Origin of the sequence: Candidatus Merdisoma sp. JLR.KK011 (genome assembly GCF_036941125.1) — a bacterium.
Classification (GTDB): domain Bacteria; phylum Bacillota; class Clostridia; order Lachnospirales; family Lachnospiraceae; genus Laedolimicola.
The window spans coordinates 2,037,301-2,062,082 of sequence record NZ_JAYWSZ010000003.1; the positions used below are offsets into that span (position 1 = coordinate 2,037,301).

The following is a 24,782-nucleotide window of genomic DNA, read 5'->3' on the forward strand; positions in this document are numbered from 1 at the left end:
GTTTAATAGCTATCTGTTGTCATTTTTTTGACATGATTTTCCCATAAACCGGTAGCAGATGGCGTCCTTCGGACAGGCCTTTATGCAGGCACCGCAGCGTATGCACTCGGGGTGATCCGGTGTCTTACACACATCCACATCCATCTTACATGCCTTTGAGCATTGACCGCATCCGACACATTTGCTGCTATCAACGGTGATTTTGAGCAGGCTGACCTTATTAAATAATGAGTAGATTGCTCCAAGCGGACAAATCCATTTACAGAAGGGCCTGTAAAATAAGATACTTAGTACAATCACTGCAATTAAAATCATACACTTGAAAGAAAAAAGCTTTCCCAGCGCAGAACGGATAGCAGCATTTCCAATAGATAACGGTATAGCACCCTCTAAAACACCCTGAGGACAGATATATTTGCAGAAGAACGGGTCTCCCATTCCTATAGAGTTCGTTACAAGCATCGGAAGAAGTATAACGAAAACAATAAGAATGACATATTTTAGGTACCTAAGAGGCTTTAGTTTGGCTGTGGATAATTTCTTTCCGGGGATTTTATGAAGTAAATCCTGAAACCATCCAAATGGGCACAAAAAACCACATATAAATCTGCCGAGAGTTACACCGAGTAAAATAAAAAATCCGGTTATGTAGTATGAAAACTTAAATTTTGATGATCCGACAACTGCCTGAAATGCCCCTATTGGACAGGCTCCTGTCGCGGCAGGGCAGGAGTAGCAGTTTAATCCGGGTACGCATACTGTTTTTGCATTGCCCTGATATATTTTACCCTTAAATAAATTTGGAATATGAATATTGGTCAGCAGCGTTGCTGCGGCCTGTATCCAGCCACGTATTTTTGCCAGTTTTCTTGATAGTAATTTCTTTTCCTTATCCAATTCCGACACACTCCAGACATAGTTTTATTGCTTTACCAAGCACTGTAGCCGCCTCACCTCTGACTGCACCATAGCTTATCATAGATACACCAAGGATAAGCAGAATGATTTGACATGTTTTTTGGTATTTCAACATAATGTTGCTCCTTTTTGTTGTATTGTTGACCAGCTGACTTTGGTATTATACAATATAGGTTGTAAAATTATTGTTAAGAAGCAGGAGAACATTTTGAGATTATTAATTGTTGAGGATGAGAAACAAATATGTGATATGGTTGCAAAGAGTCTGTATGCTGCCGGTTATGAGGTGGATACCTGTTATGATGGGAAAGAGGCTCTTGAATGTATACTGTCGGAGAATTATGATCTGATAGTTTTGGATTTGAATCTGCCGGGGATGGATGGCATGGAGCTTCTTAAGGAGCTTAGAAAATACAATGATGAAACTAAGGTTTTGATATTATCTGCAAGAGGTCAGATTGCTGATAAGGTAGAGGGACTGGATGCAGGAGCAAATGATTACATGGAAAAACCATTCCATCTGCAGGAGCTTGAGGCACGTATCAGAAGCCTGACAAGAAGGAAATTTGTACAGAATGATATATGTCTTAAATGCGGAGAAATAAAGTTTGATACGATTAAACGCGAGGCATATGCAAAGGAAGAGCCGGTTCCACTGACAAGAAAAGAGAATGGTATTTTGGAATATTTACTTATCAATATAGGCAGACCGGTGAGTCAGGAGGAGCTGATAGAGCATGTGTGGGATGCCACGGCAGACAGCTTTAGCGGAGCAATCAGGGTACATATGTCTTCACTTAGAAAAAAGCTTAAGGCGAAGCTGGGATATGATCCCATTCAGAACAAGGTAGGTGAAGGCTATAAAATACGGGAGGAGTCTGACAGATGAAAAGAATGTCGCTACAGTGGAGACTTACGTGCATTACTACATTGTGTATTGCTATTATATGTGGCTGCCTGACTATGTTTGTCTATAAAAATGGTGTGAATTACATCGATTCTCTGCAGGATGCGGTAGAGTCACAGGGGGATGAAAAAGGAAACAAATCAGATGAAATATATATCAGCATACCGGACGATAAGTGGGATGAGTTTGCGGATGAATTTTCGGTTCAGGTGTACAATAATAAGGCCGACTATAAAAGAAACAGTCTGATAATCACGGTTTTGCTGGCGCTTTTGGGAGGTGTCGTCACTTATTTTATAAGCGGGCATGCACTCAGACCAATCAGGGAGTTTTCAGATAAAATTGAAGAGGTACAGGCTCAGAATCTGTCTGATTCAAGAATAGAGGAAAACAATGTTAAGGAACTGAACCAGCTGGGTATTTCTTATAATAAGATGCTTGAGCGTCTGTCGGAAGCATTTGAGATACAGAGACAGTTTACTGCAAATGCAGCACATGAGCTGCGTACTCCATTAGCGTTAATGCAGGTACAGCTTGATTTATATAATTCTGCCTCTCACCCGGGAAATGATGCAGACACTTTGCAGACCATAAAAATGGTTACGGAACAAAATGATAAATTAAACAGGATGGTAAAGACTCTTCTTGACATGAGTGAGCTTCAGACGGTGGGAAGGGATGATAAAATTATATTGGATGCTATTGTTGAAGAGGTTTTGGCAGACCTTGAGCCTCTTGCCGTGGAAAAGAATATAAAGCTGATTGGAAAATGTGAGGATGCCACTATGATAGGCAGTGATATCCTTATTTACAGGCTTGTATACAATCTGGTTGAGAATGCCATCAAATATAATCATCCGCTCGGACAGGTTACAGTAACCGCATATCAGAGAAACAAGCATGTTTATCTGTCTGTAGAAGATACGGGAAGCGGAATACCAAAGGAGCTTAGGGAGAGAGTGTTCGAGCCATTCTTCCGTGTGGATAAATCCAGAAGCCGGGAGCTGGGTGGCGTAGGGCTAGGTCTTGCTTTTGTCCGTGAAATCGTTAGAGTACATGATGGCAGTATTTGTATCAAATCAGGCAAGACTGGGGGAACGATTTTCGAGGTGACTTTTGCACAGCATTCAATGTAGCGTTCCATTTTACACATTTGTCAACGCTATTAAAACAGATTTGCTAAATGAGAAAAATAGAATAGTCTCAAAAACGCTGAGAATAATTTCTTCTCAGCGTTTCCGACAACTATTTTCTTTCCTTTGACACCTTCTCACTTATTCTCTGATAGATTTCCTTTGTCTCTGCGTTATTTTCCCCATTTACAACTAATATTTTTCCATCTATGTTCACGACAACATATGAATGGCAGGAGGCATGAGTGTAGCGGATATAATCTCCGAAGATATCGTTTTTGAAGTTTCCCATAGCATACTTCAGGTTTCCAAAACCATTAGTTCTGTAATCATTATCGTTCTGCAATACATTTTCTTCATAAGAAATGCTGTCAATTTGCGAATACTCCCCTGTATAATCATTCCATCCTTTTGCTTCAATGTTAAAATCACGATCATTACAACGAATCTGAATGCTTCCCCAAAACAAAGTCCATATAGTAAACACAATAGCGGAAATTGCGATGATCAGATATATCACACTTTTTTTTGTATTATACTGAATTTTTAAGCCTTCTCCGGTTGCCAGCTTTTTCTTATAAAAAAGGTAGGAGTAGAGAATGCTAATGATTGCAGCTGCCATAATGCTTATAATATACACAACCAGTGCAGCCATGCTTTCCCCAAAAAGTCCACAAAGCATACATAAAATACCTGATGCCATCCATAATTTGCCGCTGAATCTATGTGTTGCATTCCAGTTTTCTTCATCCATTAAAGACCATACAACTCTTATTCCTATGGTATTATTCTGTTTCACTTTTGGCAAATAATTTCCAATAACCATAAACAGCAGTCCAGTTCCATAGTAAATTACTGCCATAAACAGATTTTCCATATCTGCACCCATATTGACCAGTCTTGCAATACCATTATAGAGTAATGTACAATATTTTCCAAAATCTGATTATCAGAAATTAGAAGCGAAGGCATATATTCACCTTTCTCAAACATATCCAAATACTCTTTTTCCTCCCCCGTCAAAACCATAAGTTCCTCAATAAACTTCTTTGCTTTCTTCTTACGTTCATCCAAATTAAAATTATCTTTTTTTCGAAGCACCGGAAACAAATCACGCCTAATCTTTGAAAACTCCAGACCATCAATTGCGGATGTATCAAAAATCTTATTGATCTTATCTGCTGATATGGATGCATAAAAAATAATGCATTTGCGGAACAATTCATACTCCGATTCATCAAACAGACCAAAATAAATCATATTATTGAAGTCATATAAATCTCTGGCTGCCGCTCGGTTCATAAGCGCATTTGCTTTTGCAGCAAATATCTCTATCGGTTCCAAGGTCCGTACTATAACTTTTTCTTCAAAAATATCCGTTACCATCCTTCTCTCTACTGGCGCAAAAATATGAGCGCGCAGGGAATAATTAAACTCCAACTTTATATTGTCCCTGTTACCGCCAGTATTTTGATATTGGAACAGCATAGAATCTAGGCTATGACTATACCTGGAAGATCCTGACAGAAAATATCCTTCCTCTGTCATATAGTTTTCCACCATTTTTGTAATTTTCTCCCTGGCTTTTTCCATATCTTCCAATGGCAAATTGGGTGTAAAATCCAGGTCTAAGTCAACAGATAGCCTTGGCAGATTGAAAATGGTCATATTGATTGCTGTTCCACCTTTTAAAGCCAGATGTTCATGCAGATATTCATCTGCATTCAAATATGTCAATATTTCTTTCAGTCTCAACACTTTTTCAAATGTATCCCGAACGAATCCATACTGCTTTGCCATTTGTCCAAGTTGTCCCTTATTATACTTCACACCTGCCTCCTTCATTTTTCAAATAATACATCTGCTCTGGAACTACAAGCCGCCATATAGCATCATATTTTCCTTCATTGTAATCTTTCGTCAAATAACGTTTACTGCGCCCAATCTTATCTTTGCATATCTGAAAGAACTCATTTGATAATCCGATGCGTTCCTGTTGACTTTTCAGTAAAAAACCAACTTTTTGATATAAAAACTGATTATCATAACATTCTAAATATGCAAGCATACGTTTTTCTCTAAGAACAGATACTGCTTGAATATTATCAATCACTTCTTCCAGTCCTGCTATTTTATCCAAATCCTTAATACTGTCGATCACAGCACGTTCTTTATCTGTTATCCGCACGCCGCCGCTGTATTTTACTGTTTCAACTCCGTCATTACATTTAGAACATACATAACAAAATGTGTATCCATCAAATTCAAAATCTCGAAACATAGTACTGGAAGACACATAAACCTCATAAAAAATTTGGTCACTAATTCCATAATACTCCATTGCCGAATGGTGAGAAAGATAAGAGGTAGGTGTAATAGCTCCTGCAATTTGATAACGGTTCGCCAATGGAGCATCTGTTTCTCCACTAATGCAGGTGTAAAGATTATTTCGTATTTTTACTGCAAAACCACTCTTTACTAAACGTTTTACCGCCGATCGCGCACTTTCAATGTTATCATAGTATTGATTTACATGTTCCATTGTGAATACTGGATATTTTAGTAATTCAAAATATAATTTCATACCGCTTCACCATTTATTTTTTATTCAAAATAGTTTGTTCCCAAACTGTTTTGCTGCATTTTTAATCTATACTGTAATAATTTTTTCTTTCTGTCAAGTTTAAAATTTAATCAAAACAGTTTGTTTTTAAACTATTTTTTACAAATAAATTCTTATGCCGCAATCCAAATTTCAGTTTCATAAAAGAAAAAGAGTCTCAGATTTCTCTGAAGTCCTTCCATACTAACTATTTGTTAAAAAGAGCTATATTACATAGCCCCATCTGTTTTGCGACCTTTTCGTTTTCTATTTAGGATTTGCTTAGTTTTTACCTAGATTTCGCCAAGGGATAGCGACAAATTAAGTCCAAAAAACAGCCTGAACAATTTATCAGACTGTCTCCTATTTTACATTTATCTTCTGCTTTGTCTTTTAATATAAATTTAGGTAATTGCAAATTCACTTCATAAGTATCAATATCCTTATGCCCTGCCCCAACGATTGAGGTATAAACCAATTTTCTGACACCTGCATTTACAGCCGCATCAATCGCTGTTTTATGCGCTGTCCTTCGCCTTGATCCTACGAACGGCATAGAAATTAAAATTACCGTATCCGCACCTTTAAAGGTTTCTGCAAGCTTATCCGGATCATGAAAATCAGCGATTCTTGTATCTATTCCCATTTCTCTATATTTAGTCAATCCTTTTTCTGTGGGAGCCGTAAATATCAAATCTTTATGCGGATGCCGTTTTAAAAGAATCTCAGCGGCTTTTCTACCAAAATTTCCATCCAAACCGTTTAATAATATTTTTTTCATTAACCACGCATATCCTTTCATTTTTTCATTTGAGCAAGTTATATCTTCTGGCGGTTTCCAAATTGTGGAATTAAGAACCCACAGACAAACATGATGATCATACATCCAGATGCAAGTGTAAACAAAGCTCCATAATTATCTCCAGCAATTGGTGTTAAAACATAAGTCGGAATCAACATAGCTCCCAATTTTACTAAATATCAGCTCTGGTATGATCGAAGTATGGAATTAATTTTGGAGAATAAGCCGCTTTCGGAATTATTAGACTATGCTACAACCTATTTGAATAATCCTATCGCCTTTTTTGATCCAACCGGCGTTGTCCTGCACCAGACCGGTTCTTTTCAAAAAGACATTCAGGGAACTCTTTGGAACGAAGTTGTTTATTTTGGTTTTACCCCTATAGAATCTATCCACCCAGATGAGCACAGCCGTATTATGCAGGAAATCAAACAGGGATCCAAAATTATCCTTAGCATTTTCCGGCAGGATCCCTCACATCATGCCCTAACAATTCCCATTCAAATTGATGGAAACCATGCAGGTGCTTTAGGGAGAACAGATATTAATGCACCCTTTACGGATGCTCAAAAAAATCTTCTACTGGTTATCTCTTCTCTGATAGAAACAGCCATCAAGCATCAAATTCAAGCGTCTATTTTACAGGAAGAAGAAAACTATTATGTGATCCGATTGTTGCAAGGATTTTCCGTGGACGAACGCGCCACTATGCAGTATTTGAAAAAAAGAATTTGAAAAATGTAGATATCTGGTATCTCTATCAGTTTCCTCTGCCGGAGCCTGCTTATGCCCAAACACGAAAATCAGCCTATCTTAATCAAATAGGACGGGTTCTTTCAAATGCCATCCTTCTCTTTTATGAAAACTCTATAATCGGGATCTGCCGCAAAAAGGATTTTGATCCTCAAGACAGCTCTTCTATAAAAAAATTACAGGATATGTTGAATCATCTTTCCATGAATGTATTTGTCAGCTACAGCTTTTCCAAATTCACAGAACTTTCTGTCGCATATAACCAGTGCTTGTTAATGAAAGAATATATTCCCGTCAGCCTAAACTCTATCCGGCAATTTCAGGAATTTTTTCAACAAATTCTCTATGGTGTTCTTGAAGAAAAAACCTCTCTAAAAGGTTTTTGTCATCCTACGATTCTTTCTTTATGGAACGCTGGAGGAATACTAGTTCTGCCATTGCAATCCGAAACCGCCAGCAGTCCCACAATATTTCCCTTAACATCCGCCACATAAAATCTTTCCATATGCAATCCCACTGCAATAGCATCCGCCACTTTTTGATTATCCTTGCATAATATTGCAAAATCCTTTTCAAATCCCTCCGCAAACCAACCTGTCATCTGGTTTTCAAACACTTCAAGATCCAGAAGGTAACCGGCTTAAAAATAACATAAAGGCCATAGCCCAGCACCCCGCCAATCACATTCGTGATCAGATCCGTGATATCCGAGTTTCGGTCGAAAAACGGTTGTAACAGCTCAATACCCAGGCTCATCAAAAAGCAAAAAAACACCGTTATACCAAATTTGGCCCTTTTGTCCCGGGTCAGCGGAAACAGGAACCCGAAAGGCAGAGTCATGATAATGTTCAAGAACACCTGCCTGAAAAAGTCCCCTCTCCCCAAAGAGACGTCAATAAACGGCACAAGATTCATGGGTTCATAGGGGTGGTTCAGTATGAACGGGATGGATACAACCACCGGCATCATAGTAAAATAGAGTACCAGAGAGAGGTATGCATACATGAGAGTGTTGACGAGCAGGCTATCTCTGCCCTGGGCTCTCCACTTCCTGAAAAAGACGAAAGTATACAGGAAAACCAACACTATAAAATCTATGAAATATTTTGTCAGGTACTTCATTATATCTCCTTTTATTCTTTTCTCCGGTAAATCTATTTGATATTATTTCATCCATTACACGAATCCAGGTCACAAACTCCACCCGTCTGCCTGGTATTATTTCGTCATAATCCCCCATCTTGTCCACAAAATACTCTACCGAGTATTCATTTTACCCTTCCTATATTATAAATTATTTCATATTTTTCATCAATCCAAATTTTCCATATGATAACTTATAATAATTTGAGGGAAGATACACCATTTTACATTCAAATTTGGAAGATAGTGCTATCCCCCAAATTCCTAAGCTTTCTTCTTACGATTTCTTTGCACAACCGCACTCTTAAACGCCTTCATCATGGCTGGCGACAATTCTCCACAATCCTCATCAAAGTTAATAGGACTTTTTTTCGCCTCTTCAACCTCTTTTAATTGTTCTTCTGTAGGTTTTTGTCCACTTTCAATAATTAATGTTCTGGTCATAATAAAGCTCCTTTTCTGCATTCGTTGCAAGCCTGGCTGAAATTAATCGAATCGTTTCCTTTCGTTCTGTAAATACTACAAACAGTACATCGCCGACTTTCCCTATCGCAATATATCTATCCTCATCAACACTATGCTCAAAATCAAACATTTCAATGTAATTTTGAAAAATGCTTAAAATATAAGGAATCCTTTTCCTTTTTGTAGTAAAATAAAGCCACCTCAGCCATTATCTCCTAAACAAAAAAGAAAGGATCCATTATGACTCATTCTACATCATTTACTTACCAATTGAAAAGAGAAATTTTATCTTTTTCTAACAAAATTTCCAAATGCCTTTCCAAACCTGATAGAAAGTTTTTTGCCGACATGCTCTACGGTATCCTCGCCTCCAGGAGCTGTCTGCTTACCGACATCTCTGACAAGCTCCTTGAGCCCTGCAAAAAGATCAACACCGTTGACCGCCTCTCCGCTCATTTAACCAAGGGCACTCCCAAGGAAGCTTTAAACGCCTACCTGGCTCTCTTAAGGAAATGGTGTCCTGCTCATCCCGTCATCCTTATTGACGACAGCGACGTCGTGAAACCTGACGGCTGTAAATTTGAGGACCTTGGATGGGTCCGTGACGGTTCTAAAAGCACTTCCTCCAAAGAAAAGGATTTCACCTCCATCAATGATGTTGCCTTTTCCGCCATGGAACGGGCGGCCGCCTTGTTCGGGAAGGCAGCCTTTATCATGGACGAGGGCTATGATGATAACAAGATGTTCCTGAAACTGGATTCCATGGGACAAGATTACGTGATCCGTCTAACCTCCAGGCGTAAGCTGCTCTGCCATAATAAATGGGTATCCGCCACCGAGCTTCGCAACCGCAGGAAAGGGAAAGTAAAGCTTCCTCTGTTCTATAAAGGGAAAATGCATGAGGCCTATCTTTCACATGTCAAAGTGCAGATAACCGCTTCCAGAAAGGACATTTACCTCGTTCTCGTCTATGGAATCACGGAGCATCCCATGATGCTTGCAACGAACAGGGAAATCCGGTCCAAGGATGACGTGATAAGAGCAGCCATGCTTTATTTTTCCCGTTGGAAGATTGAAGAATATTTCCGCTGCAAAAAGCAGGTGTTCCAGTTTGAAAACTTCCGGGTTCGAAAGCTGAAAGCCATCAATGCCTTAAACTTTTATATCACCTTGTGCATGGCATTTCTGGCTCACATGTCCGTGAAGTCAGAAACAAACGTATTAAAGACAGAAATCATACGAACCGCAAAATCAATAAGGGAAAAAGTGGCATTTTGCTATTATCGGCTGGCAAAAGGCATCTCAGGCATACTATCGCATGCAAAAGAGGGCATCAGGCTCTGGTTCAGGACAAAGCGTCCTGCATACCGCCAGCTCCGCCTTAAGCTGGTCGTATGAATAGATAAAAGAATATGTCTCCCAAAGTCCGGTTCTGACGGGGCTTATTAAGGTGCCTTTAATCAGAGAACTGCCATTCTATAACTCTTAAAACAACGGCGGATTGGCACTTTGGGAAGATATATTCAATTTTTAATTACAGTTTACGGAAACTCAAGATCAATTGCATTTTCCCTAATCTCTTTTCAAGTATTACTATAGGAAATAGCAAAAACCCCTGCAAATGGCATTCCCACACCATTCACAAGGGTTTCTTCATTCAAAATAACCAGGCAAACTTCGCCTTATGCATTCATCTGTTTTGCGAACTTTCCCCTTTTTGTGTCCTGGTCGCATATCCCCGGAACTATGCATTTTACTAGCTTTGCAGTGATTTTTGATTGTTCTAAGCCAGCGGCTTTTCAACCGTATCCCCCAAATTCATAATTCATTATACTTAACATATCTCTATCACGTCTTTATTAAATGTATAATACTCTCAAAATTAACCTTCAATATAAAAGCTTCAATCTGAAGAACCCTCTGTCTTATCCTCTACCTTTTCAATCAACTTATTGACAACATTAATAAAAGTTTCTGTATGCTTCGCCGCTATATTATATTTCTGTTTTTTATACCCATTTTGAATCAGCTCCAAACGCACTTTTAATTCTTTAAATCCATCAACTGTTTTTTCTATTTCCACATCTGGCCTACTTGTATAATGATCCCACATACCATCAAAATATCCAGGAAACATACATTTAGAAGCGTTATCTTCATTCTGAAAAGCATCTGCTGTTACTTCTGCCATCTCATGGCTAAAATAATCAAACCGCTTGTTATGTGATTCAGAAAAAGCCTGTCCGGAATTCTGCTTCATAAGTTGTACATAACGTTTACGATTCCTATTAAACATTAATATCGATTTCTCGTGCATCTGACTAATCAGCTCATATGTATCCCATTCATCTTCTGTAAAATACTGTTTTTGATCATTACTTATATACATTCTTGTATGTGATTGCTCAATGCCTTGCTGCAACAAAGAATCTATTTTCGTTTTTAATCCAGTCCGTATCTTATGCCACTCTATATCAGGGATTGGCGCATCGTATGCTCTTGCTAAATATGAATTCTGTATAAAATTCACATATTCATCAATGGTCAATTCACCATCATATGCCATCTGTAAGATTTCAGGAAATCCCTTTTCTATGACTTCTTCCTCAATATCAATAATTCTATGTGTACGAACAATGTCTTTTGGCTCCATTGCTTTATCTCTATCTATAACATATTTTATTTCTGCATCAATATCTTCCGAATTCCATTCTCCCGTCCTTATCCATTTTATAATTGATTCCAAAATATACTTAGAATTATAGAAACCTGGATACAAAATCGACAGATTCTCCTCACTAAGTAATGTTCCATATCTTTCATTTTCTTCTACAAGCGCTGCTCTGAAAGCCATTACATATGCCAAATATGAACACAGCCACTTTTCATTGCAATTTATTTGTTCCTTACTCATTCTATCATACACACGTTCAAAATCCTGGAGTGCACATTTTATACTTCTAATATTATGTGGGCGTCTTTTCAAAATTGAGCTGCGCCTTTGCTCATCTTGCTCTTTCTCCTCCCTGCTGCCAAATCTGCGTTCTTGAGCTATAACGAAATTATCTAAGGACACGCCATCCGCCGTAGTTCCAGAAAAAATAGTCGTGATATTTTCGATGTTGTCCTGCAAAAGACTCTTATATTTTGCATGCCTACAAGACAATTCTTTAATAACCCCTTTAATTATTTCAGTATAATCCGGAATATGACGCACTGTACGCTGTATTATTTTCTCTTTAATTTCCTCATAAGAAATTTCTCCTATTGTTACATTATTTATCTTTTCTTCGTTTGCCACGACAATCGTATTAAAATGTTGGTTTTCACAATAGTCATTAATACATCCTAGCAAATCCCCCTTTGACATATTTGCCCTCTCTAAATCATCAAATACTAAAATTACTTTTTTATTTTCTATTATTGGAGCAATTGAAATGAAATCAATAATATTTACAGACAAAATACTATTTCCAATATTTTTTACCGTGTCGGGTAAAAAATCTCCCACTGTTGAAAATATTTTTTTAGTAATATCACCAACTTTATTCAACCTCTGGGAGTTTTCCTGCGATACACCTTTTTCTGCACCCCAAGCAGCAATCCATTCTTTCTTCACATCTGATTTTAACTCATCAATCGAATTTACGCCAAACAAGCTTACACGAATAATAAAGGAATGCAGAAATATTATATTTATTGGTATCCTTGTCCAAAGTCGCATATCTCAACAACTTTTTACGAGTTGTATTACTAATATTAGAATTCGTAATTTCGATAGCCTTATGAGATAACGTATAAATCCCTACAAGAATGTTTTTCTCCTCATTCAAAATCCTCCACTTCCTTATTTAAAGGACACGAAAAATCGGAGAGAAGCTTTAATAATTTCTCCTCTCCGATTGCTTTAAGCATGTCCTGAATATTTACTGCTATACAATCATTCATTCTCTCTATTCTCCATTCCCATGAACTTTCGTATTTCTCCTATATTAGTAACTAATGGAATAATAGGTTTGGAAGGTATCCTTTCTGGTTCATGCGCTGAAATATCTAATGCTTCTACAAAATCTTCCACCTTTTTAGGATCTGTAATCTTTATATTAGTAAGTATACTTGATGTTGCCATATCAACACCTCCTCACGAATTGAATTCTATCTTTATCTCTTTTTACTTATTATATGCAAAAAATATGTAAATTGCAATATTTTTTGTAGACAGACTCTATACCCATCTTTCCAATTACTATTATAGAAAATACATAAAACCCCTGCAAATGGCACATTCGCACCACTTACAAGGGTTCTCACTCTCATCTCTATTCGCCTATTTTCGACAAATTTCTACATATTCATCTGTTTTGCTACATTTAGCCTGCTTTGTGAATTTTTCATTGTCTATACCCTGCCAAATGTCAAAAAAGCTATGTATTTTGCTGTCTTTCTCTGATTAATAAGCTTTCCACATATTACTTTCTCATCTGTGGGGGCGTTGCAAAATAGATGAGTGATCGTCTATGGAGCAGCGCTCCATTTTTCTGCTCAAAACAGAAAAGCAGGCTCCGAAGAACCTGCCATCCGTGGTATAATCCCTTTTTCTTAGTACCTTGTTTATGCATCAAGGCAATCCTATCGTCTAAAAATAAACACAATTCTCCATATATAATTTCAACTTGGTTCTCATCATATCCTTTTTCCTCTAGAAACTTCTTTATTTCTTCGATAATCAAATCCTTTACATCGCACACTCCTACAATTTTTGAATCGTGCTTATAAAGTTCTATGCTTGCATTATATGTATTAGAATCTTCATCCCAGTCAGCCACATCCCTCGCTACCATAAGGTAACATTTTGCCATTGGATTCGAGGAGCCATTTCGATGTTTTAACAGCTTGTCCATTGCGGTACTATAGCTGCTCCATTTTGTTACCGACAACCACGCTTTCACTTGATGAAATGAAATATATTCAAAATCACGCAAAATACAAAAATCCTCTATCTCCTCTAAATTTACAGAATATACCCTTCCATCTTCCTCTTTACTTATTTGATTTATCAGCTTTAATATATATAATAGCATTACTTTACCTTGGTAATTAAATCCACTCCATGTGGGAATTGCATCATTACCCCTACTCACATTTCCACCTCTTGACTTCCTCTATTCGTTAAACTCACATTATATCAAGATATAACAGAAATTTTTATCGCTATCTGATAGATAAAATTTGTAAAAATCAGTTTTCATTAAACTATCTCGCATCCTTGCCATTATTCTTCTTACTTAACGCTCTCTGGATTATCTCATCCACATTACTTTCCTTTACTTTTCCCCCTTCATATTTTTCAACTTGAAGCACTGCCTGTTTTGACAATGCTTCATCATATTCCTGTTCCATGAATAATTCTTTTAGGTTTTCTGAATCTAAAGCCGCTTTCAAAACCTGTATTGCATATTCGGAAATATTATCCCACCCGCCATACAGATTTTTTACTGCGCAATCAATCTGCTGGTAATTTAAAGACTTTCCTCTTCCTTCTTGTTCGCTTAAGATACCAATAATATCAGACAAATCCTTCTTGTAACGTCTCCCGGACATTAATTTCATGGCAACAAGATATTCCGCACTAATTGTTCTGATATTCAATACATTAGAATAGGTACGGTAATACTTAGAGTATTGCGACAATTTAGGACTATAAGAACTCGTATTCTTAAAGTCTGCATTCAGCCAGCCATTTGGCAAACTGAGACGGTCTCCTACTGCGTTCACCGCTTCCTTCATGGCTGATGATGCTGTTATGACTGCATCGATATCATAGGTCATTTCACGGAACCCATAATTTGCAAGGATTGCTGCGCCCCCAACTAACACAATCTCAGCAGGTGTATTTTTCCCATTTCTTTTCCGAAACTCTTTTGCCAATTCTTTCAAATAATAATCCAAATTTTCTTTGGTAAAACCTTTCTCAACAGACATTCCTTATCTCGCTTTCTATAATATTAAACCTCAGAAATTCGGGAATCGCTTCTTTTAAACATTGTTCTTTCCTATCAAGCGAACCATCCAATTTTGCAGCAAGAACAACATCCCACGGATATAACGGCTCCGACAGCTTACAGTTCCTTATATCTTCATAATCATTGCACAATGGAAGTCCATTTTCCCTGCTTAAATAATCTACCATAGCCAGAAGATAAAAACTTTCCCGATACCATTGCCGTTCCCAATAAGTCCTTATTTGATTCTCCTTTAAAGTGTCAATAATAAAATCAATTTCTCCTTTATCTTTCACTAAATGACAGATATTACTTTTATATATTTCAAAATCTCTTAAATTGGGAGCGTTTTCATCTTCTTTAAAACATTCTGTTAAAAGTTCTTCCATTGTCAAATGAAGTGTCCTCGCTAATTTATATATTGTTTCTGCGGTACATTTTTCAATCCTGGTTTTCCCTTTCACAATATCTGATAATGTAGTATATGGTACATGGCTTTCTTTCGCACACTGATAAACAGAAAGCTGCTTTTCCTTTAACAAATTCATCAATTCCATTTCTCTATTCTCCATTTCATGGATTCTTTTCTATTGATTATAACGGTATATCGTGACAGTGTCAAGAAATGAAAATTCAACATAAAACACTAAAAACCCCTGCAAATGGCGCATACACACCACTTACAAGGGTTCTCATTCCTATCTTTATTCGCCTGTTTTCGACAAATTTCTACTGATTCATCTGTTTTGCGAACTTTTTATTTTCAATGGATTGACAGCTATCCAAAATCCCGTGATTTTACTGGACTTTTGACAAATCTTCAATTTTTCTCATGTGCCACTTCCATCATCTTCCCCCAAATTTATTTTTGGGGGACAGCCACTTTCAAATGATGAATATGCAATTTCTGTCTGCTTTTTAATTTGGGGGATTTCCAAAACCATTTGGGGGATATCTTCTTTCCCCCAAATAGCCACTATTACATATCTTTATAATAACTGATCATCAACTATATAACACATACATTAATTGACTAGCAAGCATAATCTGCTCAACAGCTTCACGCCTTGTATAATCGATATTTTCATGTGCTGCAGGATTCCGGTACGCAGAGAATGTTCCTTCCAACAACAATTGTACCCCTCGACGATAATCTTTTCCACTAACAGTTGATGTGTCACAAAAGTTATATATTCCATTCTCACCAAATAATGCACCTATGATATCTTTAACTTTAGCCGGAACTCCTGCACCCTCTTTTAGTTCCTGAAACAATTCTCTTAACCGAGTTTCAACTTCCTTGATTGCTTTTTCAGCTGCTGGTGCATAATGCCCATCACAATATAAATCTTTGCTAACAAAAATTATTTTTGGATGAATATTTGTCCAAAATTGCGTATTTCGTGGCTCAATAAAAAGTTGTTTTACTATAATAAAAAGTTCTCCAAAAGCCGCATGATTTAAAACCGGTGTTCCATAATATTAAAAAAGAACAATATTTTTGAAATACCAGGAAGTTCATCAGCATAAAATGGATATTCATCATTAATAGCATTTGCTACAATATTGATCCATTGTAACACGGCTTGCGCTTCTACTACAGTAGTCATCTTTACTTGCCCTGTACTTATCCAATTATTAGTTCTTTCTACCCACTTTTGTAGCTCAATAATTTCGTTCGTATAAGGTACCCTCATAAAACCACCATATTATCCTATCAATCTATTCCTCATTAGGAATACCTTGATCTGGTATCCCTAACACATTATTATATAGAAACTTTGCCAAAAACTTAGTTCGTATTTCTGGATTAAATTCTTTTCCTCTATATCGCTGAACAAAGCCTTGTGGACACTGTAATACAGACTCACTATAAATATCAAACTTTTCTTCAAGCGGCTTATTATCACACCTTTTATTTAAACGTTCCTCAAGATAAAACAGATTTCCGATTTGTGCATTATCAATGCTTTCTGAATCAGGCAAAATATGTTCAATTGTTACTTCCATATTTATATCTCGCCCTGATATATATTTTTCTAGCAAAGCAAGAACTAACTGACAACGCTCTTTATTCTTGGAATCTTCATAAACAGCCCAATGATGGGACCATCCTACATTCTTAAAACTGTTCGTAAAGGATTCCAATGTGGGTAGTTTGCTACGCATTCTAGTCAAGCATTCTTCAAGCACTCGATTAGAAAAATTAATCTCAATTTGATATGCATATTTATACACCGTATAGGGTACTGATTGTCCATCTTTGAACAAAATGTAATAATGCCCATCCTTTTCATATATGGTATAAGGATTATATTTGTCCTTTCTTCTTTTCGGGTGATGGCCCTCCATGTTATTTCCTCCAATCTGAATTTTTGCTAAAGATCCAGATTGTCTGGTGGAGAGCGGCAAGATAAAATAAAAAGAAACTTGCTCTCTATTTCAATCAAAAAAGAACAAAAAAATCCGCAAAAGACATGTAGTCTCTGCGAATCTGCGAACCACAAAATTGAAAATCGATGTTGCTATTATAACTTAACACATAAAAACCTCCAAACACAAAACAGGTTTGGAGAGTGCTTGTTAGTTAATTATTTGGGCACAGCAAAACTGCCCACCAAAATTCTGTTTTTATCAGGTGAGTTTACCTATCTCTGCTATTTAAAATAAGAGCCAATGACCTGTAAAATAATTCACAAGTTCATTGACTCTGCGTCTTAGCGTCTGGCTCTACAATAATTGTAATAATATTCTGTTTTACATTTATGAGGATTTCTTGTCTGCACTTAGGACAAAATAAAGGAAAATTTTTCAGTTCTGTATCATCCCTCATTTTTATCCGTGTTTTCTTATGACAAATCGGGCAATATAACCAATTTATTTTCTCCATAGAAAAACCATTATATATTTCATCGAGCCATGATATTATTGTTATTCTACAAGAATATTATCTAAACCAAAAATAATTTAATATTACACTTTCAAGTCTATTCTATTTTGAGAAATTGAATTTTTAAACATTTCTGGCACATAATTATCTTTTTCTAAAACCGATTCTTCTAAACTGTCAGCAATAAATAAATTTTCATCACCCTTTCCTTGAACCGTTGGTGTTATTATCTTATCGATTTCTATAATATCAAAATCCTTATTTGATGCAATATTATTTTTCACATTTTTTTCATCCGCTTGTACTTTTTCTTCACTTGTTTTTTCTGCGGCTTTCTCTTTCAGCCTTGTTTCCATTTCTGCCTTTTCAGCCTGCTTAGCCTTTTTTTGAGACTCCTTTAATTCCTTCTGTGCCTTAACCAATGCCTCTTCAGCCTGGTCTAACTCTTTCCTTCCATATTTTCCAGCTCGTTCTACCAATTCCCAATCTGGATTTTGTTTCTCAAGTTCTCTTGATACCATATTCATAGGTTTTAGCGCCGCCTTCGCACTGCAATCAGCAGACATCAACGCATAACTTAATCCTCCAGATATTAAATTTGTCATACTATATTCCTCCTTACATCATTTTAAAGATCATTGTTGATAGATACTTGTCACTATTATCATAAGAAATCTTTAATACATTCTCTTGTCCCGTATAATTAATATAAACAAGGTTTCCCTTCCCCCCAAAACCTGGTAGTTTAGTGTATCCGCCGAAAAGAAGCCAAAATTCAGTTTCTTTTATTTCGTATTGCAAAAGAACAAGATCCATTGTTTTCCTATCAATATAAACACTCTTGCCATCTACAAAAATAGCTTTCCTTAAAGTTTCACTATCCTCTAATATTTTCGTTTCCTTATCTCTATTTATCAGCACCATATTGTTCTCCTCTATGTAACGTGGAAGAGAGTTTTTTTCTATCATCAATAACAAACCTGCTAATGTAATGAAACAAAAAACACATAAAATTCTTGCATATTTTGGTTTATAGGCTTTATAATCCGCAATTTTAATGATCCTTTGCTTTGTGTCCCTGTAACATCTCTCTCCTGCAAAAGTTGTAACACTTTCAAAAGCCTCCTCTCTTAGAATTTTGATAGATTTAATAAGTAGTTCCCCATACTCATTTGCACTCCCTCCACTTCTTCTTATTGTGATTCTATCGCATATATCCTCCATATCTTCTTTAAAATCTTTCATACAGAGCGTCAAAAACAAATTGGGCCATAGCAAAATTCTTATTATGTCCCACAATAGATAAAACCACAAATGCCCTAATCGAATATGAATTTTTTCATGGAGTAGAATTAATTTCAATTCTTCAAATTCAAATTTTTCAAGTAATATCCTCGGAATTATAATCTTAGCCCGAAATAACCCCACTGCAAATGGTGTAATCATTATTTCACTAATTAAAATTCTTTGACCGCAAATGTTACCCTTCTCCATAACTTTTATTTGTTTCCAAACTTTTCTATACCTTTGAACAATATAAACTAAATAAAGTAATATACATAATATATATCCATATCTAACCCACCAATAAATCATGCAAATGTCATTCCACCACATAAATGACTTCCGCATCCATGTATTATCATAAAACAAATTCAGCTTTCCCATAAATGGAACTAACAAAAAAAGCCCCCACATCAATCCTTTTAAAAAAATTTTCTTTTTTAAAAAGATTTTTCGCATAATAATTACAAAGATTAAAATTGGAAATGATAATAATGCACATCGACCTAATAGAATCGAAAAATAGGTGGTAAAATCATTTAGTAATACTATGAAACCGAGAAACTTCCACCAAACTTGCTCCACCATTACTTCTTTTTCCTTTTGCTTTTTTCAAGTATCTCTTCTAATTCACTGATCTCTTCATCTGTTAATGCAATACTTTGAATTAACGATGCAATCGCATTTGTTTGATTACCAGAAAAAAAACTATCCGCAAATCTCTTACTTTTAATTTTCAAACATTCCTCCTTTGATTTCATAGCTGAATAATGATATACTCTTGCATCCTTCTCATCCAACGTATAGCTTAAAAGCCCCTTTTGGCATAAACGATTCATAAGAACTCTAATCATCTTTGGTGTCATATTTAATTTTCCTTGTAGTTTATGTATCACTGCTGACGATGTCAAAGGCATGCTACTTTCCCAAATAACCTCCATTATTGGCCATTCACTTTCACTCGGCATCATGTTTCCATTTTCCAATAATTATCCCTCCTTAAATATGCGAATTTATTAAAAGCATCTTTATAACATATATCGGATAACATATGTTTATTATTAATAGTTGTTTTCCATTTTTATTCAAAGTTACACATATAATCTATCTCACAAGTAAAATCAGCCAATTTATGTATGGCAAAAGGTACAGAAATGTATATTATCTGCCTTTTGCCTATCCTCAACACATTGGAACACCATACCCATAAATCCGGCTATCCCCCAAAGAATAGCTCCGCCCCTTTACGGCATTTCCACTGTTCCCTTCAATGGTATGCACCCTGCCGCTCTCTACGCTTTCCACGATTCCCACATGGTCTACACCTCCATCACCTTCCCAGTCAAAAAAGATGATGTCCCCCATTACCGGAACATAGCTCCCGTCCTCAAACTGCCCTCTTGCACTGAACCACTCCACACCATCCGAACAAAGAGAAAACCTTGGTATCATTCCACTGTCCAGATAGCCGCACTGATCCGCACACCATGACACAAAGCAGGCGCACCACTCCACCTCTTCGTCAAAGCCGTACCAGCTCCAGTAAAGCTCCCCGCCGTTGCCCTCCTGTGTGAGTGCTGTCTGCACCATCTCCCCACTTCCGGCCTCGGTCTGGATTCTTCCAAACACATAGCAGCGGAGCACATGGGGGACATACTGCCTGTCCCCGTAGCTTTCCCATCCCATCTGCTCCGCCATCCGCTCTGAAAACTCTGTGGCATTTAAAACGGAATAACCCCCGTAGCTGCTCTTGGCCCATGAGATATATCCGGCTCCAAAATTGTAGCCCTGTAAGGCCAGCTTGATGTGCTCCATGTCGATGGGGCTTTCCACCCCGGCGCTCTCAAGACAGGCTTTCAGCTCCTGCACGCCACAGGCTATGGAATACTCCGGATCGGTAATGCCGCCCCGTTCTCTTGGATACTCCGTATTGAATCCGCTCTCGGAGCTCTGCATGGGATCTAAGCCCTGTCCTCCGGATTCCTGCATCATAACCGCCTTGATAAGCTCCACATATTCCGGTATCCCGTATTCCTGTTCATATCTTCGGATCACCGGCTCATACGCCTCCACCTCCCTGTCTGCGTATCTGTTGGGATGTTTTGATAACGGCGCTCTCCGTACTCCGGGAGATCTGCTCCTCCGCATATTTAACGGGCGTCGTCCTCTCTTTTGTCTGCCCCTCCTCCATGCCGTCCTTGGTCTGGATATAGGCATGTTTCATCTTTTCCATGCCGGTAACCGCCTTGTCCATGGCCCTCACATCCTTATGGATCTGGCGGGTTTTAATGCCCCGTCCTGCCATCACTCTGTGACCTTTTTCGCCACCACCACAAATCTTCCGTTGGGAGCGGAATACTCACAGGTGGAGAGGGTTAAAAGCCTGTCTCCATACACGGCTGTTTCCCCCGTGTCGTAAAGGGAAAGTTCCCTGCACGTTTCCATATAAGCGGTAAACTCTTCCTCCTTGTGGGCGCTGGTAAAGAGGTAATAGGGAAAGCCTGCGTCATCATAAACCGTGGTTTTAAATGCGGCGATGATCTCATACTCGGCTATTTCCTCCAGCGTATCAAAGCGGATGGTTTTATGGCTCTCATAAAACTCCTTTTTTGTATAGTCCGTCAATGCTCCGAACATTCTTCCACCCTTGATGTGGTGTCCGTAGACAATCAGATTGTCCCCGTTTCCAAAAGGATCGCAGTCCTCCGGATATCTCTGTCGGACGGCCTCATAAAAATAAGGCGCATAGCCGCAGTCAAAGATTTCGTTAGGCGTGGACAGGCGTTCTTCCGTTTCCTCCACATACCCGTTCCAAAGATTGAAAGCAAGCCTTGTAAGCCGCATGGTTCCTCCCGTCTGCCAGCCCTCATGCAGGCCGTCCGGGTTGATACGGTCATTTTGAAAATCAAACAGCCACTCCACGTTCCCCCTTGTCGTGTCGGAAATGCCTACGCAGTAGAAGAAAGCCCGGTGGCAGCTGTCACTGTTGCCGCACTTTGCAAGCATGGAAAAGAAAAAGCGCTCATGCTCCTTTGATGCAAATCGAATTTCACTCATATTCTGCCTCCTTTTTTGAACACAGAAAGAGACATATAAAACCGTCACGCTTTATATGTCTCACTGCTTTCTCTAATATGATACTATTTTACTTTAAATGGCTGATAATCCATTGCTGAAGTTCTTCCACACTGATTTTTCCGGACGCAAGCGCTAGTATAGTATCGCTCAATTCCTGCTGGCTGTATGTCATTTCATATCCATTCAATGCCAGAAAGACAAGCATTATATGTGTACCCAGCCTTTTGTTTCCATCCACCATTGCATGATTTTTGACAAGGCCATAACAAAGCTGTGCTGCTTTTGCCTGAATGCTTGGATACAGTTCCTCCCCTCCAAAGGATTGAAATGGATTGAAAAGTGCGGATTCCAGCATTCCTTCATCACGAATCCCTTTACTTCCTCCCGTAACTTCAATCAACTGTTCATGGAGCATCAGCACCTGCTCTTTTGTCAGTTTAATCATTTTGCAAGCACCTCATACGCCTCCATATTCTGCCGGATCAGCCGTTCGGAAATGGCAAGCACATCTTCCGTATCTGCGGTTTTCTCTTTCTCTGCCCTGCTGAAATCAACCACCAGATAACGGGGAACATTATTTTTTAAAATCACTGCGGTTCCATGCTCGTCCACCAGTTTTGTTACTCTTGAAAAATTCTGGTTTGCCTCCGTAATTGAAATCATGGCCGCTGTATCGATTGTCATATTTCATCGCCTCTCTTTCTTGATTACAGTATATGCCGAATCTAGCTAGAATACAACCTATTTTTGTTTTACTATCTAGTTTCTATAAATATCTATTTCATTCCAATTACTTTTCTAACACCTATTTATCTCTGGTATATGCCGTCCTCTCCCGGCTTTGTGGTCATCAGCTTATAAAGCCTCGTATTCCTTGGGAACTTATTGATAAAGGGCACAAGGGAGCTCCCGTACTTTATGAGGCCGCACCCTGCGTCCGCATTGGTGATATAGCCCATCTGCTCGTTGGAGATGTTCAAAAGCTCTGCCAGCTTTTGCCGGTCGGAGGCCGCCTGATTGAGCATCACGATAAACTCGCTGTTGGAAAGCATGGTGCTGGCAAGGACGAAATCCAGAAGATATTCCACGTTCTGGGTAATGGCATTGGGAAAGGCGTTTCTTTTCCCAAAACGCCGCCATGCGGAGTTGAAGAACGCCCCGGAATACTCATTTTCAAACACCACGTGAAATTCATCCAGAAAGAGGTGGGTGCGCTTTCCCCTCTTCCAGTTCTCGGTTACCCGGTTCAGCATGGCGTCTGTAATCACCAAAAGCCCCATGGTCTTTAACTGCTTTCCAAGATCCATGATGTCATAGACCACCATCCGGTTGTTCACGTCCACGTTGCTCTCATGGGCAAAGGCGTCCAGACTTCCGCTGGTAAACAGCTCCAGCTCCAGTGCCAGATCCTTTGCCCCCTTTTCCTGTTGCTCCAGCATCTTCTCCCGAAGTCCGCATAAGGTGGGAACCGCCCCACCCCTCTGGTAGTTCTCGTAGACGGCGGCGGTGCACCGGTCAATGATGGACTTCTCCTTTGCACTCACTCCCTTCCTGTCCAACTGCTCAAAGAGGGACAGGACAAACTCCGACTTGTCGATCACCGGGTTTCCCCCGTCCCCACAGCCCTCCACCATGTCCATGGCGTTGATATGGTCCCGGCTCCCTGCGGCTATGCGGATCACCTCGCCTCCCATGGCCTCGATGAGGGGGCGTACTCACGCTCCGGATCGCAGATTAAAATGTCATCCCCGGTGGCAAGGGCAAGGAACACAATCAGCATTTTTGCGCTGAAGGATTTGCCGCTCCCCGGCACGCCCAAAAGGAACGAGTTGGGATTCAACAGCTTTGTCTTGTTGCACATGATGAGGTTATGGGAAATGGCGTTCTCCCCACAGTAGATGCCTCCCTCATCCATAATCTCCTGCACCCGGAACGGCATCAGAACCGCAAGGCTCTCCGTGGTCAGGGTCCGAAGTGCGTCTATCTTCCGGTGTCCGATTGGCAGAGCCGTGTTGAGGCCGTCCATCTGCTGGTACTTAAGAACTGCAAACTGGCACAGATGCTTTCTTGCCGTGGTTAAAAGGGCGTCCGTGTCTGCGTCAAGCTGTGCCTTGGTTTCCGCCGTATGGACCAGCGTCACCACCGCAAACATCATCCTCTGGTCACGGGTGGTCAAATTTGGGAATGAGCTTTGGCTCAAACTCGCCGTTACGGTCTCTGGGAACATCCACCTGGAATTCGCCATACTGACTTTTGAGGGTCTTTGGCGAATGCCCATTACGTTTGTTATCCGTGATAAGCTCCCCCTTTTGATTTTTTACATAACCAAGGGAAGCGTCCAGTTCAGCTTCCATCAACTCCTGCAGGATGTCCTTGAAGCTTTCCTTGAGAAGAGAATAGACATCGGCCACATCGATGCGCATGTAAATTGCAATATTTTTTGTAGACAGACTCTGTATCCATCTTCGCAATTATTATTCGTAAAAATATATAAAACCCCTGCAAGTAGCATATCTACACCACTTACAAGGGTTCTCATTCCTATCTCTATTCGCCTGTTTTCGACAAATTTCTACTGATTCATCTGTTTTGCGAACTTTCCCGTTTTCGTGTTCCGGTCACATATCCCCGGAACTATGTATTTTACTGGCTTTGCAGTGATTTTTGACTGCTCTAAACTAGCGGCTTTTCAACCGTATCCCCCAAATTTTATTTTGGGGGAAAATCCATTTTGCTTTCTAAAATTTCCAATTTCTAATTTTTCAAATTTGGGGGATAGCCATTCTCCATTTGGGGGATAAATTT

Annotated in this window: 33 protein-coding genes and 2 pseudogenes; 5 read left to right on the plus strand and 30 right to left on the minus strand. The window is 38.8% G+C overall.

Annotation, left to right across the window (positions count from 1 at the left end; all coding sequences use genetic code 11):
* Positions 1-9 precede the first annotated feature (9 nt).
* A complete protein-coding gene (locus tag VV089_RS11025; protein WP_009263529.1) occupies positions 10-897 on the minus strand; it encodes a 4Fe-4S binding protein in 888 nt (295 codons plus the stop codon).
* The gene (locus VV089_RS11030; protein ID WP_009263530.1) at positions 890-1,033 is read right to left on the minus strand and encodes a CD1871A family CXXC motif-containing protein; all 144 of its coding nucleotides are present in this window, start codon (positions 1,031-1,033) and stop codon (positions 890-892) included. Before VV089_RS11030 ends, VV089_RS11025 begins: the two co-directional genes overlap by 8 nt.
* Positions 1,034-1,126: 93 nt before the next feature.
* On the opposite strand from VV089_RS11030, the gene VV089_RS11035 reads away from it, so the two are divergent.
* Together VV089_RS11035 and VV089_RS11040 are read left to right on the plus strand one after the other, a co-directional pair.
* Positions 1,127-1,807, plus strand: coding sequence for a response regulator transcription factor (locus VV089_RS11035; protein WP_022024520.1), 681 nt, complete (start codon positions 1,127-1,129; stop codon positions 1,805-1,807).
* Positions 1,804-2,961, plus strand: coding sequence for a sensor histidine kinase (locus VV089_RS11040; protein ID WP_120409705.1), 1,158 nt, complete (start codon positions 1,804-1,806; stop codon positions 2,959-2,961). Before VV089_RS11035 ends, VV089_RS11040 begins: the two co-directional genes overlap by 4 nt.
* Positions 2,962-3,070: 109 nt before the next feature.
* On the opposite strand, the gene VV089_RS11045 is transcribed toward VV089_RS11040, so the two are convergent.
* From VV089_RS11045 to VV089_RS11060, 4 genes are all read right to left on the minus strand, one after another.
* Positions 3,071-3,820, minus strand: a complete 750-nt coding sequence (locus VV089_RS11045; RefSeq protein WP_334335904.1) for an SdpI family protein — start codon at positions 3,818-3,820, stop codon at positions 3,071-3,073.
* Complete coding sequence (locus VV089_RS11050; RefSeq protein ID WP_334335905.1) at positions 3,811-4,788, minus strand: nucleotidyl transferase AbiEii/AbiGii toxin family protein; 978 nt, start codon at positions 4,786-4,788, stop codon at positions 3,811-3,813. Before VV089_RS11050 ends, VV089_RS11045 begins: the two co-directional genes overlap by 10 nt.
* A complete protein-coding gene (locus tag VV089_RS11055; RefSeq protein ID WP_334335906.1) occupies positions 4,778-5,542 on the minus strand; it encodes a type IV toxin-antitoxin system AbiEi family antitoxin domain-containing protein in 765 nt (254 codons plus the stop codon). Before VV089_RS11055 ends, VV089_RS11050 begins: the two co-directional genes overlap by 11 nt.
* A 307-nt stretch (positions 5,543-5,849) precedes the next feature.
* On the minus strand, positions 5,850-6,341 hold the full coding sequence (locus tag VV089_RS11060) for an NAD(P)H-binding protein (protein ID WP_334335907.1): 492 nt from the start codon (positions 6,339-6,341) through the stop codon (positions 5,850-5,852).
* Positions 6,342-6,563: 222 nt separating this feature from the next.
* Between VV089_RS11060 and VV089_RS11065 the strand changes: the two genes are divergently transcribed.
* A complete protein-coding gene (locus tag VV089_RS11065; RefSeq protein WP_334335908.1) occupies positions 6,564-7,097 on the plus strand; it encodes a hypothetical protein in 534 nt (177 codons plus the stop codon).
* A complete protein-coding gene (locus VV089_RS11070) occupies positions 7,094-7,609 on the plus strand; it encodes a hypothetical protein (RefSeq protein WP_172542054.1) in 516 nt (171 codons plus the stop codon). The genes VV089_RS11065 and VV089_RS11070 overlap by 4 nt, the downstream gene beginning before the upstream one ends.
* 103 nt (positions 7,610-7,712) lie before the next feature.
* Here the strand turns inward: VV089_RS11070 and VV089_RS11075 are convergent, their stop codons facing one another.
* The 3 genes from VV089_RS11075 to VV089_RS11085 all read right to left on the minus strand — a co-directional run bounded on the left by VV089_RS11075 (position 7,713) and on the right by VV089_RS11085 (position 8,928).
* The gene (locus tag VV089_RS11075) at positions 7,713-8,237 is read right to left on the minus strand and encodes a VanZ family protein (RefSeq protein WP_334335909.1); all 525 of its coding nucleotides are present in this window, start codon (positions 8,235-8,237) and stop codon (positions 7,713-7,715) included.
* A gap of 285 nt (positions 8,238-8,522) precedes the next feature.
* Positions 8,523-8,702 (minus strand): hypothetical protein, encoded by a 180-nt coding sequence (locus VV089_RS11080; RefSeq protein ID WP_120418853.1) that lies wholly within the window; start codon positions 8,700-8,702, stop codon positions 8,523-8,525.
* Positions 8,680-8,928 (minus strand): BrnT family toxin, encoded by a 249-nt coding sequence (locus VV089_RS11085; protein ID WP_334336247.1) that lies wholly within the window; start codon positions 8,926-8,928, stop codon positions 8,680-8,682. Before VV089_RS11085 ends, VV089_RS11080 begins: the two co-directional genes overlap by 23 nt.
* 143 nt (positions 8,929-9,071) lie before the next feature.
* Here VV089_RS11085 and VV089_RS11090 point away from each other — a divergent pair, with 143 nt between their 5' ends.
* Positions 9,072-10,121, plus strand: coding sequence for a transposase (locus VV089_RS11090; RefSeq protein ID WP_334335910.1), 1,050 nt, complete (start codon positions 9,072-9,074; stop codon positions 10,119-10,121).
* A 505-nt stretch (positions 10,122-10,626) separates the two neighbouring features.
* Here the strand turns inward: VV089_RS11090 and VV089_RS11095 are convergent.
* The 21 genes and pseudogenes from VV089_RS11095 to VV089_RS11190 all read right to left on the minus strand — a co-directional run.
* Positions 10,627-12,342, minus strand: a complete 1,716-nt coding sequence (locus tag VV089_RS11095; RefSeq protein WP_334335911.1) for a hypothetical protein — start codon at positions 12,340-12,342, stop codon at positions 10,627-10,629.
* A 206-nt stretch (positions 12,343-12,548) separates the two neighbouring features.
* Positions 12,549-12,671, minus strand: coding sequence for a hypothetical protein (locus tag VV089_RS11100; RefSeq protein ID WP_334335912.1), 123 nt, complete (start codon positions 12,669-12,671; stop codon positions 12,549-12,551).
* The gene (locus VV089_RS11105; protein ID WP_135988930.1) at positions 12,664-12,852 is read right to left on the minus strand and encodes a hypothetical protein; all 189 of its coding nucleotides are present in this window, start codon (positions 12,850-12,852) and stop codon (positions 12,664-12,666) included. Before VV089_RS11105 ends, VV089_RS11100 begins: the two co-directional genes overlap by 8 nt.
* Before the next feature lie 340 nt (positions 12,853-13,192).
* The gene (locus tag VV089_RS11110; protein WP_334335913.1) at positions 13,193-13,864 is read right to left on the minus strand and encodes an ABC-three component system protein; all 672 of its coding nucleotides are present in this window, start codon (positions 13,862-13,864) and stop codon (positions 13,193-13,195) included.
* A 112-nt stretch (positions 13,865-13,976) separates the two neighbouring features.
* Positions 13,977-14,705: a DUF6036 family nucleotidyltransferase gene (locus VV089_RS11115; RefSeq protein WP_172544189.1), complete on the minus strand. Its 729-nt coding sequence runs from the start codon at positions 14,703-14,705 to the stop codon at positions 13,977-13,979.
* Complete coding sequence (locus tag VV089_RS11120; protein ID WP_016290504.1) at positions 14,695-15,282, minus strand: helix-turn-helix transcriptional regulator; 588 nt, start codon at positions 15,280-15,282, stop codon at positions 14,695-14,697. Before VV089_RS11120 ends, VV089_RS11115 begins: the two co-directional genes overlap by 11 nt.
* A gap of 448 nt (positions 15,283-15,730) precedes the next feature.
* Positions 15,731-16,159, minus strand: coding sequence for a TIGR02391 family protein (locus tag VV089_RS11125; RefSeq protein ID WP_334336248.1), 429 nt, complete (start codon positions 16,157-16,159; stop codon positions 15,731-15,733).
* 26 nt (positions 16,160-16,185) lie between these two features.
* Positions 16,186-16,422 carry a hypothetical protein gene (locus VV089_RS11130; RefSeq protein WP_334335914.1) on the minus strand — a complete coding sequence of 79 codons (237 nt, stop codon included), beginning with the start codon at positions 16,420-16,422 and terminating at the stop codon, positions 16,186-16,188.
* 25 nt (positions 16,423-16,447) lie between these two features.
* The gene (locus VV089_RS11135; RefSeq protein ID WP_334335915.1) at positions 16,448-17,077 is read right to left on the minus strand and encodes a GmrSD restriction endonuclease domain-containing protein; all 630 of its coding nucleotides are present in this window, start codon (positions 17,075-17,077) and stop codon (positions 16,448-16,450) included.
* 349 nt (positions 17,078-17,426) lie between these two features.
* Positions 17,427-17,615: a cysteine-rich KTR domain-containing protein gene (locus VV089_RS11140; protein ID WP_334335916.1), complete on the minus strand. Its 189-nt coding sequence runs from the start codon at positions 17,613-17,615 to the stop codon at positions 17,427-17,429.
* Positions 17,616-17,698: 83 nt separating this feature from the next.
* On the minus strand, positions 17,699-18,220 hold the full coding sequence (locus tag VV089_RS11145; RefSeq protein WP_334335917.1) for a hypothetical protein: 522 nt from the start codon (positions 18,218-18,220) through the stop codon (positions 17,699-17,701).
* Positions 18,221-18,233: 13 nt separating this feature from the next.
* On the minus strand, positions 18,234-19,487 hold the full coding sequence (locus VV089_RS11150) for a M56 family metallopeptidase (protein ID WP_334335918.1): 1,254 nt from the start codon (positions 19,485-19,487) through the stop codon (positions 18,234-18,236).
* The gene (locus VV089_RS11155) at positions 19,487-19,870 is read right to left on the minus strand and encodes a BlaI/MecI/CopY family transcriptional regulator (RefSeq protein ID WP_334336249.1); all 384 of its coding nucleotides are present in this window, start codon (positions 19,868-19,870) and stop codon (positions 19,487-19,489) included. The genes VV089_RS11150 and VV089_RS11155 overlap by 1 nt, the downstream gene beginning before the upstream one ends.
* Before the next feature lie 211 nt (positions 19,871-20,081).
* Positions 20,082-20,975 (minus strand): annotated as a pseudogene (locus VV089_RS11160) (lysozyme family protein); the annotation flags it as partial.
* Positions 20,959-21,207 (minus strand): hypothetical protein, encoded by a 249-nt coding sequence (locus VV089_RS11165; RefSeq protein ID WP_334335919.1) that lies wholly within the window; start codon positions 21,205-21,207, stop codon positions 20,959-20,961. The pseudogene VV089_RS11160 and the gene VV089_RS11165, both read right to left, overlap by 17 nt.
* Complete coding sequence (locus VV089_RS11170; protein WP_334335920.1) at positions 21,204-21,956, minus strand: DUF6075 family protein; 753 nt, start codon at positions 21,954-21,956, stop codon at positions 21,204-21,206. Before VV089_RS11170 ends, VV089_RS11165 begins: the two co-directional genes overlap by 4 nt.
* A gap of 88 nt (positions 21,957-22,044) precedes the next feature.
* On the minus strand, positions 22,045-22,422 hold the full coding sequence (locus VV089_RS11175) for a type II toxin-antitoxin system death-on-curing family toxin (protein ID WP_334335921.1): 378 nt from the start codon (positions 22,420-22,422) through the stop codon (positions 22,045-22,047).
* Positions 22,419-22,661: a type II toxin-antitoxin system Phd/YefM family antitoxin gene (locus tag VV089_RS11180; protein WP_334335922.1), complete on the minus strand. Its 243-nt coding sequence runs from the start codon at positions 22,659-22,661 to the stop codon at positions 22,419-22,421. The genes VV089_RS11175 and VV089_RS11180 overlap by 4 nt, the downstream gene beginning before the upstream one ends.
* Positions 22,662-22,786: 125 nt before the next feature.
* Positions 22,787-23,659, minus strand: a complete 873-nt coding sequence (locus tag VV089_RS25255; protein ID WP_442891523.1) for a VirB4-like conjugal transfer ATPase, CD1110 family — start codon at positions 23,657-23,659, stop codon at positions 22,787-22,789.
* Positions 23,656-24,120 carry a hypothetical protein gene (locus tag VV089_RS25260; protein WP_442891524.1) on the minus strand — a complete coding sequence of 155 codons (465 nt, stop codon included), beginning with the start codon at positions 24,118-24,120 and terminating at the stop codon, positions 23,656-23,658. Before VV089_RS25260 ends, VV089_RS25255 begins: the two co-directional genes overlap by 4 nt.
* A 31-nt stretch (positions 24,121-24,151) precedes the next feature.
* Positions 24,152-24,400: pseudogene (locus tag VV089_RS11190) on the minus strand (transposase); the annotation flags it as partial.
* Positions 24,401-24,782: the final 382 nt, after the last annotated feature.